This window comes from Micromonospora sp. NPDC005367, assembly GCF_040606825.1.
GTDB lineage: Bacteria > Actinomycetota > Actinomycetes > Mycobacteriales > Micromonosporaceae > Micromonospora.
In genome coordinates this window covers 16,058-28,497 of record NZ_JBEXFP010000047.1, presented here as the reverse complement: position 1 = coordinate 28,497, position 12,440 = coordinate 16,058, and the positions used below count along the sequence as shown (strand labels likewise).

Here is a 12,440-nt window from a genome sequence, read left to right as displayed (position 1 = left end):
CGGGCGGCCCACCCGGCGTGTGACGGCGGTACGCCGCTACCGCGCGGCGACGTCAGGCAGGTGGCTGTGACGGACCTCCGTGCCGGCTGGACCGGTCGACGGGAACCGGCCCGTCACACGGTGGCGCGTGCGCCGACGGCGAGACCGGGTGCCGCGTACTCCGGAATCGCCGACGGTGCGGGGTCAGGGGGCGGACTTGCGGGCCGCCACCGTGGCGCCGCGGGCGGTGGTGGCCCGCGCGCTGGTCGGCGTGGCCTTGCGGGCCGGCGCCTTCTTCGCCGGGGTCTTCTTCGCCGCCGCCGTCCGCGCGACGCCCGCGGTGGTGCCGGTCGCCTTCCGGGCCGGAGCCTTCTTCGCGGCGGTGCTGCGTGCGGCCGTGGGGCGGGTGGTGGCGGTGGTCCGCTTGGCGGGGGCCTTCTTCGCAGCGGTCTTCTTCGCCGCGCCAGTGGTCCTCTTCGCGGCGCCGGTGGCGGTCTTCTTGGCCGTACTCGTGGACTTGCGGGCCGCCACCGTGGTCTTCCTGGCCGCCGCCGTGGTGGTGCGCTTGGCCGCCGCCGTGGTCTTCTTGGCCGCACCCGTGGTCTTCTTCGCGGCCGTCGGGGCCTTCGCCGGTGCCTTCTTCGCGGTGGCGGTGGCCTTTCGGGCGGTGGTCGAGGCCTTGGTCGCCGCCTTCTTGGCGGGGGCCTTGGCCGCGGTGGTCTTCTTCGCCGGGGCGCGGCCGGCGCCGCCGGCCGTCTTCTTGGCCGGCGCCTTGGCGGCCGTTGCGGCGGTCCGGCGCGCGGGCGTGGTCCGGCCCGCGGTCGTGGTTCGCTCCGCCGCGGCGGTCTTCTTCGCGGTGGTACGTTTCGCGGCCGGGCGGGTGGCCTTCGGTGTTACGGCCATCTCGGTTCCCTCCTTGGGGACGTGCTCTCGCGTGTCTCCTCGCGGAACACTGAGTACCTCGACGCGGGCCGTCCCGCGCCGTCTACCTGTCCTCCCCGGCCCAGCGGGCATCCTCGGCGTCCCACGCTTCGTTTCGCTCCTGCACTCTCTGCAGCGCGTTCTCCGCGTCGGCGGCCGAGGCGTACGGGCCGAGAACGTGCCTCGCCGGACACACATCGGCGTCGGTCTCGACCCGGTGGTGTCGGGTGCACCAGTAGTAGTGCGCACCACGTCCGCTGTCGCTCATGAGAATCACTGTGCACTGCGAACCGCCCGGCCGCCACCGGAACACCACAAGTCACCGACGGCCTCCACAGTAGAGACGTTGCGGTCATCTCGGGTCAGAATCCGACAAAAAAGACACCGAATGATGTTGCCGTCCGCCGTGGCCCCGGCAATCGTGCGGCACGAGCCGGGGCTCACCGTTCGCCGAACAGGCCGTGCCGACCGGACCGGAACGGTCGACCCGGCTAGGGTCGCGGGGTGGGTACACCGGACTACATCCTGCGGATGCGCAAGCACATCGGCCACGACCTGCTCTGGCTGCCGAGCGTGAGTGCGATGGTCCGCAACGACGTCGGCGAGTTGCTGCTCGGCAAGCGGGCCGACGACGGCCGGTGGTCCGTGGTGAGCGGCATCGTCGAGCCGGGCGAACAACCGGCCACGGCGGTGGCCCGGGAGGTCCGGGAGGAGACCGGTCTGGACGTCGAACCGATCCGGCTGTCCAGCGTCGTGTCGCACCCGCACACGTATCCCAACGGTGACCGCTGCGAATACCTGAACCTCGGCTTCGAGTGCCGGCTGCTCGGCGGAGACGCCCGGGTCAACGACGACGAGTCCGAAGCCGTCGAGTGGTTCGCGCCCGACCGGCTGCCCGCGCTCGACGCGCACGCCCGGCTGGTCATCGAGCAGGCGCTGGGTGGCACGGGAGCGACGTTCTACCTGCCCGCCGGCACGGCCTGGGACGACCGGGACGTGCCCCGGTAGTCCCGCCGCCCGGCGACGTACCAGGGCGCGGATCCGCCCATCGGCGCGGTCAGCGGGTCACGGCCAGGTTCTCGCCTCGGCGTCGAAGACCTCCGGAGCGGACTCCACCGGCAGTACGCAGACCAGGTGCCGGCCGGGCGCGCGCAGGACCCGGCACTCCTGCCACTGCGTCACCGGGGTGGCCCTCGGGCCGACCAGACGCGCCGCCTCCGCCGCGACGTCGTCCATCTCGATGTCGCGGTGGAGCCGGGGTGTGTCGTCCACCGCCTGGACGGCGAGGACCAGTCCGCCCAGGGCACCGTGCAGGCTCGTGAACTGCAGCTTCGGCGCGTACGGCTCGGCGCGGACACCGAGCGCCGCCGACCAGAAGGCCGCCGCCGGGCCCGCACGACGAGCGGCATCGACGGGTTGACCCCGCGTGCACAGTGAAGCGGCGGCCACTACCGGATCCCGGCCGGAGGAGGAGCGATGCGCAGAGGTGTCAGGCCGCTGGCGTTGGCGTTGTTCGGCGTCGGTGTCGGCGTCTGGGTCGGCGCGGGCCTCGGCCCGGCCGCCGCCCCGTGGGCCGTCGGCGCCTGCCTGGTCGCCATCGCACTCTCGTTCTTCGGCGCGGAGACGGATCCCGTCGCCGATCCGCGGAACCCAGCCGCTGAGCGGCCGCCCGCCTTCAGGGAGCTGGGTCCGGCCGTCGAGCGAATCCTCCGGCTGGCCGAGGAGCAGGCCGGGGCGGTCGTCGACGAGGCCAGACGTGAGGCGGAGCGGATCGTCGCCGCGGCACGGTCGGACGCCGTCGGCGGCAGCTCGCGCGACGAGGTCGCGGGGCCGGGTACGCGGTTCGAGACCCTGACGGACAACCAGTGGCGCACCGGCGAGGGCGGCCATTCCTGATCGGATCCACATCGTGACGTCGGCCAGGAACGGGGCCGATCGTGAGGGGTCAGCCGACGACCTTGCGTAGCAGGCCGGCGAGGTTGGTCGAGGTGCGCTCGATCTTCTCGGTCAGGGTGATCGACTCCTCGATCCGCCGTCCGGCGTTCTTCTTTCCCCGCAGGTAGAGCGAGCAGGCCAGGTCGGTGCAGATGTAAGCGCCGACGGAGTTGCCCTGCCGTCCTGCCGGACCGGCCTTGCGCGCCGTCATCAGCGACACGCCGTCGCCGGTGTGCGTGGTCAGGCACAGCGAACACATGCTGCGCCGGGCCCGGCCGGTCTGCGGGGCCACCCGCAGCGCCACGCCGACGGGCCCTGATCCGGGCTCGGCGATCAGGTAGGCCCGCTCCGGGGCGGATAGGTCACGCCACCCGAAGAAGTCGAGGTCGTCCCAGGGCCGCTCGGCCAGGTCGATCGGTACCGCCAGACGCTTGGCCTCGCCCTTCGTGAGGTTGACGAAGGCGGCGCGGATGGCAGGCTCGGTCAGGGGCATCATAGGACCAAGCCTAACGCCCTTAGGAAGTGCTTTAAATGTGATAGGTACGGGGTGGCGGGAGGTTGATCAACTGTTGGGAATCTGGCCGCGCCGCCATACCTCGCCCTGGACGACATGACGCTCGGCCGCGTATCGCTCCCGCGCAGCCGTCGCATCACGGGCGGCAGCCGAATCCTCGGCAGAGGAGAGCCGCTTGCGGTCCCGCCAGCCCACGAAGACGAAGACCGCGACCAGCAACGCCACGAACACGACGATGGACACCACCACGAGGGTCATGCCATCGATGCTACTCAGCGTCTACCAGAATGCGAGGCCGCCGAGCACGCGGCACACCACCCGGCGAGTCAGCCGAGACAGAACTCGTTGCCCTCGATGTCCTGCATCACCATGCACGACTCGTTCTCGTCATCGGCAGGCAGCAGCCGCACCCGTACCGCGCCGAGCGCGACCAGCCGCGCGCATTCGGCCTCAAGTGTCGCCAACCGCTCCTCACCCACGAGCCCGGTACCGACCCGCACGTCGAGATGCACCCGATTCTTGACGACCTTGCCTTCGGGAACGCGCTGGAAGTACAACCGCGGCGCCGCCCCCGAGGGATCGACGCATGCGAACCAGGAACCCCGACGCTCGGGCGGCAGCGCGCTGTCGACATCGCCCCAGGTGGCAAACCCCGCAGGTGGCGGCGGTACGACGTACCCCAACACCTCACACCAGAACCGAGCCACCCGCTCGGGCTCTGCGCAATCGAAGGTGACCTGCACCTGCCTGACCGATGCCATCGGTCCACCTTAGAGGCGAGGGCGCTCGCCGGCACCACCGACCTCGGCCGGCTGGTGGGCGACGGACGAGTCGACCTGTACGCCGGATTTTGTGCGCGGCGCGTACCCGAAGGCACGCGCCGGCGGCGGCCATCCATCTCGGCCTACCGTCGCCGGCAGGCTCCAGCGGCCTACCCGCAGACATCGGGCGGGCAGCCCTCGAGCGTCTGCGCGGGTCGTCATCTTGCGGTGACGGCCCTTTCTTGGCCTTGCTCCGGGTGGGGTTTACCGAGCCACCCCGGTCACCCGGGGTGCTGGTGGGCTCTTACCCCACCGTTTCACCCTTACCGTCCCCGATGGGGCCGGCGGTCTGTTTTCTGTGGCACTGTCCCGCGGGTCACCCCGGGTTGCCGTTAGCAACCACCCTGCCCTGTGGAGTCCGGACGTTCCTCGGCGGCGGGGTCGAAACCCCGCCGACGCGACCGCCCGGTCGACTCGTCCGTCGCGCTCTCATCCTAACGACGGCGGGGCGCCACCTATTGCCGGCCCGGCCCGACAAGATCGCCGCCCTTCACCGGTGCTCACCTGCCGCCGGGACCCGCCTGAGCGCGTAGATCGTGCTCGATCATGGATGTAGTGGTCTCGCCCGGCGGCGAAGGGCACTACAACCAGGATCAAGCGCGATCTTGTAGAGAGCGGATGACCGCGGCGGGCGGACGCGCGGGCCGGGTACTAGCCTCGTGGGACCATGGATCTCTCCCACGCCGCGCTGCTGCTCGCCGCCGGCCTCGCCGCGGGCACGGTCAACGCGGTGGCCGGTGGCGGCTCCCTCATCACCTTTCCCGCGATGATCGCGATCGGGCTGCCCCCGGTGCCGGCCAACGTCAGCAACTCGGTGGCGGTCTTCCCCGGGTACGTGGCGAGCGTCGCCGGGAGCCGGATGGACCTACCGCGTCCACGCGCGCTGCTCACGCTGCTGCCCACCGCCGTGCTCGGGACCATCGTCGGATCGCTGGTGCTGCTCGCGACCCCGGCCCGGGCCTTCGAGGTGGTCGTACCGTTCCTGGTGCTCGGCGCGACGGCGGTGCTGGCGTTCCAGGACCCGCTGCGCCGGTTGGTCGGCCACCCGCGCGACCTGTCGCCGCGCCGGCGTACGGTCACGGTGCAGGCCATCGTCGGGCTCGGCGCGGTGTACGGGGGCTACTTCGGCGCGGCGCTCGGGGTGATGCTGGTGGCCGGCCTGGCCCTGGTGCTGGACGCCACCCTGGCCCGGGTCAGCGCGATCAAGAATCTGCTCTCCGCGGTGGTGGGACTGACCACGCTGGTGGTGTTCGCGCTCTTCGGGCCGGTCAACTGGGCCGCCGTCGCTGTGGTCGCACCGGCGACGCTGGTCGGCGGGTACGTCGGCGCGCGGCTGGTGCGTCGGTTGCCCCCGCTGGTGCTGAAGACCCTGATCGTGCTCTTCGGCACGGTGATCGGCCTGTACCTGCTCTGGCACGCCCTCGGCTGACGCGCGCCCGGGACCCGAAATGCGGCACCGCCCCGCCGCAGGGGTGCGGCGGGGCGGCACGGGTTGGGGGACGGTGAGTCAGTACGCCTCGCCGACCGGCTCCTCCGGGGCGCCCTCGGCGCGGGCGGCGGCCCGGTTCCACCGGGACCAGAGCACCCGCTCGCCGTAGCCGGCGGCCATCACGTGGGCGGTGGCGAGGTAGACCAGCACGCCGACGGCGAGCACCGCGAAGCCGACCCAGTACGGCAGGCCCAGCGAGTGCTCGGCGAGCTTGCCGGAGATGATCGGCGCCGGGGCGGCAGCACCCCAGCGGATCAGGTTGAACGCCCCGGTGGCCACCCGACGGTCTGCCGAGCCGAGGCCGAGTGCCAGGTCGGTGAGGTTGGCGTTGGCCAGGCCCATGCAGAGCCCGGAGAGGATCAGCACGATCAGCGACTCGACGGTGCCGGTCGAGGTGGCGAACAGCACCATGCAGACGAGCAGTCCGACGACGGCGACGCCGATGGTCTGCACGGCGCCGATCCGGTGGGCGAGCCGGTGTCCGATCACCAGGATGCCGGCGGCCAGACCGAGGCCCCAGCCGGTGAAGGCCAGCCCGAGGGGTACGACGTCGAGACCCAGGAAGAGCGGCGTGTAGCCGAGGACCACGAAGAACACGAAGTTGTACGCCGCGGTGACCAGGCAGAGCGCGATGAACGCCGGTCGGCGGTAGGTGCCGAAGATCTGTCCCACCCGGACGGGCGCCTGCCGGTTGGCGGGTTCGCGCAGCTTGCGGGCGGCCACCGCCAGGGCGAGCACCATGAACACGCCGCAGACGAAGAACGGCAGCCGCCAGGTGATCTTGCCGAGCAGGCCGCCGATCAGCGGGCCGACCGCGAAGCCGAGGCCGAGTGCGGTCTCGAAGAGCCCGACGACCCACTCCCGGTCGACGGCCAGGTTGACCAGCACCACCATCGCGGTGGCGAAGAACATCGCGTTACCGAGGCCCCAGACGCCACGCAGGATGCTCAGCTGGACGATGTTGCCGCTGAGGGACGCGAGGATGGCGGCGAGCCCGACGACGGAGACACCGGTGATCAGCACCGGTTTGAACCCGAAGCGTCCGCTGGCCAGGGTCGCCGGGATCATGCCGAGCGCCATGACCGCGATGTACGCGGTGAAGAGCAGTTCGACCTGCCAGGCGGTGACCCCGATGGCCTCGCCGATGGCCGGCAGGATCGGATCGACCACGGCGATGCCGGCGATCGCCAGGAAGGCCACCAGCGTGGTGGCGTAGATGGCACTGCGGTTCGGTTCGGCGCGCCGATCCACTTCGCCTCCCAGATAGCTGTATCTTACAGGTACTTATCCTGTATCCTACAGCTATGAGCGAGGACCTCTCCACCGGAGCCAACACCGACGAGGTCACCCTCGGCCGGATCGAGACCGAGGTGGCGCTGCTGATGCGGTTCGGCGAGGCCACCCGGCGCCGCACCGGCGCGGAGCACCGGGTGCTCGACCGCGCCGCGTACGTCATCCTGCGACACCTGGCCGACGCCGGCCCGCAGAACATCTCGGCGCTCGCCACCCGGCTCAACCTGGACGGCTCGACGGTGACCCGGCAGGTCTCGGCCATGCAGCGCGACGGCCTGATCGTCCGGGAGCCCGACCCGCACGACGGGCGGGGAATGGTGGTCTCCCCCACCCCCACCGGGCTGCAACGGATGGCGGCGGTGCAGGCGGCCCGCACCCGGCTGTACGGGGACATCCTGGCCCACTGGGCGCCGGATGACCGGGACACCCTCGCCGCGATGCTGCGTCGGCTCAACGAGGCCCTGGAACACCGCCCCCGCCCCTGACGCGAGCCCGCGCCCCGGTACGAAAAGGTCCTCGGCCGACGCCGGGCGTCGGCCGAGGACCTTGTTCCTCTCTAGGCGACCGGTTCGGGGGCAGCGCCCGCGTCGGTGCGGGTGCCGGGGGTGACCCGGGTGTCGCCCTCGTCGGCGAAGTAGTCGTCCGGCGCGGTGCCGTCGACCCCCTCGGCCACCTTGGCGGCCCGCAGCACCAGCGTCACCAGGGCCGCGACCAGCAGGTTGACCAGCACGGCGACCATCCCGACGTAGATCGTCTTCTGCGTGTCGAAGCCGAACTTCTCCAACGGGAAGGCCGAGCCGGCGAAGTGCTTCCGGGTCGGGCTGGAGATCTGGTAGAGCATCCACATGCCCAGACCCATGCCGGCCACCCAGCCCGCGACCAGGCCGCCACGGTGGAACCAGCGGGTGTAGATGCCCAGCGCCACCGCGGGCAGCGTCTGCAGGATGATCACGCCGCCGATGAGCTGGAGGTCGATGGAGAACTGCGGGTCGAGGAAGACGATGCAGGCCACCGCACCGATCTTGACCACCAGCGAAGTGATCTTCGAGACGTTCGCCTCCTGCGCCGGGGTCGCGTTGCGCCGCAGGTACTCCTTGTAGATGTTGCGGGTGAACAGGTTCGCCGCCGCGATCGACATGATCGCCGCCGGCACCAGCGCGCCGATGCCGATGGCCGCGTACGCCACGCCGGTGAACCAGCTCGGGAACTGCTGGTCGAACAGCAGCGGCACGATGGTGTTGTTGTCCACCGTGCCCTCCGACGCACCGGGCAGCGGCTTCACGTCCGCCGCGATCGCCATGTAGCCGAGCAGCGCGATCAGACCGAGCAGCAGGCTGTACGCCGGCAGCGCGGACATGTTCCGCTTGATGACGTCCCGGTTCCGGCTGGCCAGCACGCCGGTGAGGCTGTGCGGGTAGAGGAACAACGCAAGCGCCGAGCCGAGCGCCAGCGTGACGTACTGGAGCTGGTTGTTGGCGTTGAGCAGCACACCGTCGCCGGGAGCGGGTGACGCGTCGAACTTCGCGTCCGCGGCGGCGAAGATGTCACCCCAGCCGCCGAGCTTGTACGGCAGGTAGAAGATCGCGACCAGGATCACGATGTAGATCAACGAGTCCTTGACGAACGCGATCAGCGCCGGCGCGCGCAGCCCCGACTGGTAGGTGTAGGCGGCGAGAATGGCGAACGCCACGATGATCGGCAGGTGCCGGGCGAGGGCGCCCTCCCCCGTCACACCCATGGCCTTGAGCACCGATTCGATGCCGACCAGCTGCAACGCGATGTACGGCATGGTCGCCACGATGCCGGTGATCGCGATGACCAGCGCCAGCACCGGCGAGTCGAACCGGCTGCGGACGAAGTCGGCAGGGGTGACGAAGCCGTGCCGGTGCGAGACCGACCAGAGGCGGGCCAGCACCAGGAACACCAACGGGTAGATCACGATGGTGTACGGCACCGCGAAGAAGCCCATCGCGCCGGCTCCGAAGACCAGCGCCGGCACCGCGACGAAGGTGTACGCGGTGTAGAGGTCACCGCCGACCAGGAACCAGGTGATCCAGCCGCCGAAGTTCCGCCCGCCCAGCCCCCACTCGTCGAGATGGGCCATGTCCTTGGGCGCACGCCACCGGGCAGCCACGAAACCCATCCCGCTGACCAGCAGGAAGAGCAGGGTGAAGACGATGATCTCGGTGAGATGGTCATGCCACATCAGCGGTCACCCCGCCTCTTGGTGAGCTGGTAGACCACAGTGGTGGTGGTCACGCCGAGGATGATGTAGGCGAGCTGGAGCCAGTAGAAACGCGGGAAGCCGAACAGGCGCGGCGAGTCCCCGTTGAAGAACGCGGGGATCAGCGGCACCACGATCGGGATGAAGAGCAGCCAGTTCCAGGGGCTTTTGTCCTTCGCCCTGGCCGACGCCGTCGGCGGCGCCTCCGGGTCCGGTGCAGCCATGTGACAGACCTCCGGGAAGTCGTAGCACGCGTTGTAACGGCCGGAGGCTACGGCTGTGTGACTGCCGTCACGCGACCCGCGCGGGAGGCGCTGCGCCGAACGGCGCTCGGGCTGCGCCGAACGGCGCGGCTACTCGTCGCCGTCGCCGTCGCGCGGGCGGTCCACCACGGCGTCCCGGAGGTGGGTCGCCACGCTGCCCCGGCCCCGCGGAAACGGACGGGCCCGGGCACCTTCCGGCACCCGGGCCCGTCTACCGGCTCAACGCGCGGCCGTCACGACCGCCCGGTCCTCAGCGCCGCGCGCTCGTCACCGCTGCGCGGCCCAGAGCAGGGCGCGCCCGAACTGTGCCTGCAGGCCCTTTGGGTGCAGGCGGAACGCCGGGTCGGTGCCGAAGAGCACCACCGGGTTGCCGCCGGTGGAGACCCCACGGACGATGCTGGCCCGGCCGGCCGCCCCGGACTGGCCGCCGGCGCCCTCGGTCACCCACCAGCCGGAGAGCAGCGGGTCGGGAGCGTACGACTGCTCGACGGTCACTCCGGAGCCCAGGCCGGTGAACCACACCGGCTGGCTGATGAACGAGTGGCCGGTCGCACCGGCGCTGATCGGACCGCCGGTGTTGACCACGTTCGCCACCCCGCTGGCCAGGCTCGGTCCGGCGGTGGCGGTCACGGTGAGCAGGCCGGCGGCGTTGCTGAAACCCGCCCCGGGGGTACCCAGGCCGACCACGCCACCGCCACGGGCGAGGAAGGCGTCCAGGGCAGCGCGGTTCTCCGCCGACAGGTTCGCCAGGTTGACGTTGCCGGCCACGACCAGCACGTCGACGTCCGCGGTGAGGGTCGTGCCGAGCGTGCTCGTGGTCAGGGCGCGGGCCGCGAAACCGAGCTCGGCCAGGGTGTCCCGCTCCTCGACCGTGCCGAGGTAGCCGACGACGACCTCGTCCAGCCGGGTCCCTTGCCAGCGCTTCGGCGCCGGTTGGAAGGTCACGCCGTGGGCGCGTACCTCGGCGCGGGCCAACTTCCGGTTCCCCGGCGTGCCGGGTACGACCACCGACCCGTCGTCGAGGCGGTGCACCGCGACACCCTTGCCCAGCAGCGAGTTGACCACGAGCAGATCGGCGGCGTCGCGCAGGTCGAGGCGCAGGTCACCGTTGCCGGGCGGGAGATGTCCCTCGGCCACCCCGTCGTACGTCCGCTCCAGGCGCACGTCGGGCAGCTCGTCCCAGAGGGTGTCCACGGTGGCGCCCCAGGTCAGCCCCTGACTCCAGGCGGCCGGACCGGCGTAGAGGTCGTCGACCCGCTCGGTGATGTCGGCGCCCGGCTCCAGCAGCGAGTTGACCAGGCCACGCTTGGGCTGGTGCAGGTCGATCACGTACGAGCCGGCCTCGTAGCGCCTTCCGTCCGCGGTGAACGCCTTCTTCGCCCGCCACACCCGGCCGCCGCTGCCGATCAGCAGGTCGACGAGGCGGGCGGCGGCCGGCTCGGACCGCTGGCCGGTCCCGCTGGGGATGACGTACGCGCGGGGGAAGGTGGTGCGGTAGTCGTCCTCGGGGCCCCAGCCCGGCACGTACCCGTCGGGGATCTCGCGCAGCGGCTCACCGGCCCAGCCACGCCGGTAGACCTCCGCCTGGTCGTGCAGCACCTCCGCCCGGTGCTCCTGGATGTAGCGCAGCGACGTCCGGATCGCCACCTCGTGGACGTCCGTGTTGATGCGTGAGCGGCGTACGCGTTCCTCGGGCGTGAGGTCGCTGCCCCGGGGGTTCAGCGGCGCCTCGATCGTGTAGGGGATGCTGCTCTGCAACATGGCGAAGGACGGCACGTAGATCGGCGGGAAGTCGTCCCACACCCCCGGCTCGTCGCCGCGGAAGGGGATCCGGGCCCGCTGGGTCTCGGCGTACCCGAGGTCGCGCAGGCCCTGCTCGATCGCCAGCGCGTTCGGCAGACCGTGCTTGATGTACAGGTCGTACTCGTTGTTCACGTTGTGCGGCGGCGTGCTGGGGTGCAGCAACGTCGGGTTGACGTAGCCGTGCAGGTCGAGCGTGATGATCGGCTTCGTGTCGACGATCAGCTCGCGGATGAGGTTCGTCTCCGGCTGCGACACGGTCGTGAGGTCACGGTTCAGGTCGTACCCGGCGGCGTTGGCCCGGGTGCCGGCCACCCGGCCGTCCGGATTGGAGGTGATGTTGAAGACCAGCCGGTTGCGCTCCAGCAGCCGCGTCACTTCGGGGCTGGTGTCCGTGGCCAGGTCCTCGATCACCCGCAGCGCGGCGTCGGTGCCCTCCCACTCGTTGCCGTGGATGTTGGCGTTGACGAACAGCGGGGTCTTGTAGCCGGCGAGCAGCGCCGCGTCCTGCCGGGCACGGACCGGCTCGTCCTCGATGCGGCGCTTCCAGATCTCCTGCTGACGGGCTTCGGCGCGGGTCTCCGGCGCGGTCACCGTGACCGCGTACAGGTCGTAGCCGCCGGCGGATTTCCCGGCCACCCGGGCGGAGACCCGACGGCTGGCGTTCTGCAGGGCGTTGAGCTTCGGCGCGATGTCGTCGTACGCGATGACGCCGATCGGGATGGAGGCGTCCGCCGGGTTGTCGGGCCACACCGGCAGGACGCTCTGCCGGGGAAAGCCCAGGATGTGGGACAGGTCGGGGGCGGCCGGTGGCACCGCCGGCAGCGCCGACGCGACGGCCGGCGCGGTCAGCGCCGCCGTGGAGAGGACCATCGTGGTCACCGCGGTGGCGGTGAGCCGGGGAAGGATTTTGCGGACCGACAAGGACACGTCTCCTGTCTGGAGGCGGGGGTGCGCGCAGGCGGACGCACCGCAGGGCCGGAGACCTGCGGAGTCGGGATATCGCCAGCAGCGTGCGAGGAAGGGTGGAACCCGGCGTCAGAGGGAGCGTCGACAGGCGGCGCTGGCGACGCGCAGGAGGTCGATGTGACCCCGCTTCGTCAGGTGAACGCTTCGCACGTAACAGATCTTCGATGTCTCACTGCGTGCTGTCAACAGCCACACGGAACGTGAAGTGTGGCGCGCGACACCACCCGGACGC

The 12,440-nt window shown here is 71.0% G+C and carries 15 protein-coding genes and 1 other RNA gene; 4 read left to right on the top strand and 12 right to left on the bottom strand.

The genetic code is table 11. The features are described 5' to 3' along the window. Positions 1-183: 183 nt before the first annotated feature. Entirely contained in the window at positions 184-882 is a 699-nt protein-coding gene (locus ABZS42_RS25785; protein ID WP_355149431.1) for a histone, read from the bottom strand. Positions 883-964: 82 nt separating this feature from the next. After that, positions 965-1,168, bottom strand: coding sequence for a hypothetical protein (locus tag ABZS42_RS25780; RefSeq protein WP_355149429.1), 204 nt, complete (start codon positions 1,166-1,168; stop codon positions 965-967). A gap of 236 nt (positions 1,169-1,404) precedes the next feature. Here ABZS42_RS25780 and ABZS42_RS25775 point away from each other — a divergent pair, with 236 nt between their 5' ends. Further along, the gene (locus ABZS42_RS25775; protein WP_355149427.1) at positions 1,405-1,908 is read left to right on the top strand and encodes an NUDIX domain-containing protein; all 504 of its coding nucleotides are present in this window, start codon (positions 1,405-1,407) and stop codon (positions 1,906-1,908) included. A 57-nt stretch (positions 1,909-1,965) separates the two neighbouring features. On the opposite strand, the gene ABZS42_RS25770 is transcribed toward ABZS42_RS25775, so the two are convergent. Further along, positions 1,966-2,349 (bottom strand): VOC family protein, encoded by a 384-nt coding sequence (locus ABZS42_RS25770; protein WP_355149425.1) that lies wholly within the window; start codon positions 2,347-2,349, stop codon positions 1,966-1,968. 27 nt (positions 2,350-2,376) lie between these two features. Here ABZS42_RS25770 and ABZS42_RS25765 point away from each other — a divergent pair, with 27 nt between their 5' ends. Continuing rightward, a complete protein-coding gene (locus ABZS42_RS25765) occupies positions 2,377-2,796 on the top strand; it encodes a hypothetical protein (protein ID WP_355149423.1) in 420 nt (139 codons plus the stop codon). A gap of 49 nt (positions 2,797-2,845) precedes the next feature. On the opposite strand, the gene ABZS42_RS25760 is transcribed toward ABZS42_RS25765, so the two are convergent. From ABZS42_RS25760 to rnpB, 4 genes are all read right to left on the bottom strand, one after another. Next, complete coding sequence (locus ABZS42_RS25760; protein WP_355149421.1) at positions 2,846-3,331, bottom strand: FBP domain-containing protein; 486 nt, start codon at positions 3,329-3,331, stop codon at positions 2,846-2,848. Between the two features lie 66 nt (positions 3,332-3,397). Beyond that, positions 3,398-3,607, bottom strand: a complete 210-nt coding sequence (locus tag ABZS42_RS25755) for a hypothetical protein (RefSeq protein ID WP_355149419.1) — start codon at positions 3,605-3,607, stop codon at positions 3,398-3,400. Positions 3,608-3,675: 68 nt separating this feature from the next. Continuing rightward, positions 3,676-4,110, bottom strand: coding sequence for a VOC family protein (locus ABZS42_RS25750; RefSeq protein ID WP_355149417.1), 435 nt, complete (start codon positions 4,108-4,110; stop codon positions 3,676-3,678). A gap of 62 nt (positions 4,111-4,172) precedes the next feature. After that, positions 4,173-4,587, bottom strand: an RNA gene (rnpB, locus tag ABZS42_RS25745) — RNase P RNA component class A. A gap of 250 nt (positions 4,588-4,837) precedes the next feature. Between rnpB and ABZS42_RS25740 the strand changes: the two genes are divergently transcribed. Beyond that, positions 4,838-5,599: a sulfite exporter TauE/SafE family protein gene (locus ABZS42_RS25740; RefSeq protein ID WP_355149416.1), complete on the top strand. Its 762-nt coding sequence runs from the start codon at positions 4,838-4,840 to the stop codon at positions 5,597-5,599. A 78-nt stretch (positions 5,600-5,677) separates the two neighbouring features. On the opposite strand, the gene ABZS42_RS25735 is transcribed toward ABZS42_RS25740, so the two are convergent. Further along, positions 5,678-6,910: an MFS transporter gene (locus tag ABZS42_RS25735; protein WP_355149414.1), complete on the bottom strand. Its 1,233-nt coding sequence runs from the start codon at positions 6,908-6,910 to the stop codon at positions 5,678-5,680. A 53-nt stretch (positions 6,911-6,963) separates the two neighbouring features. Here ABZS42_RS25735 and ABZS42_RS25730 point away from each other — a divergent pair, with 53 nt between their 5' ends. Next, positions 6,964-7,437 (top strand): MarR family winged helix-turn-helix transcriptional regulator, encoded by a 474-nt coding sequence (locus ABZS42_RS25730; RefSeq protein WP_355149412.1) that lies wholly within the window; start codon positions 6,964-6,966, stop codon positions 7,435-7,437. A 71-nt stretch (positions 7,438-7,508) separates the two neighbouring features. Here the strand turns inward: ABZS42_RS25730 and mctP are convergent, their stop codons facing one another. The 4 genes from mctP to ABZS42_RS25710 all read right to left on the bottom strand — a co-directional run bounded on the left by mctP (position 7,509) and on the right by ABZS42_RS25710 (position 12,358). Further along, positions 7,509-9,158, bottom strand: a complete 1,650-nt coding sequence (gene mctP, locus ABZS42_RS25725) for a monocarboxylate uptake permease MctP (protein WP_355149410.1) — start codon at positions 9,156-9,158, stop codon at positions 7,509-7,511. Further along, positions 9,158-9,400, bottom strand: coding sequence for a DUF3311 domain-containing protein (locus ABZS42_RS25720; RefSeq protein WP_355149408.1), 243 nt, complete (start codon positions 9,398-9,400; stop codon positions 9,158-9,160). Before ABZS42_RS25720 ends, mctP begins: the two co-directional genes overlap by 1 nt. Positions 9,401-9,706: 306 nt before the next feature. Then, positions 9,707-12,163 (bottom strand): M14 family zinc carboxypeptidase, encoded by a 2,457-nt coding sequence (locus ABZS42_RS25715; RefSeq protein ID WP_355149406.1) that lies wholly within the window; start codon positions 12,161-12,163, stop codon positions 9,707-9,709. A gap of 114 nt (positions 12,164-12,277) precedes the next feature. Further along, complete coding sequence (locus ABZS42_RS25710; protein WP_355149468.1) at positions 12,278-12,358, bottom strand: putative leader peptide; 81 nt, start codon at positions 12,356-12,358, stop codon at positions 12,278-12,280. Positions 12,359-12,440 lie beyond the last annotated feature (82 nt).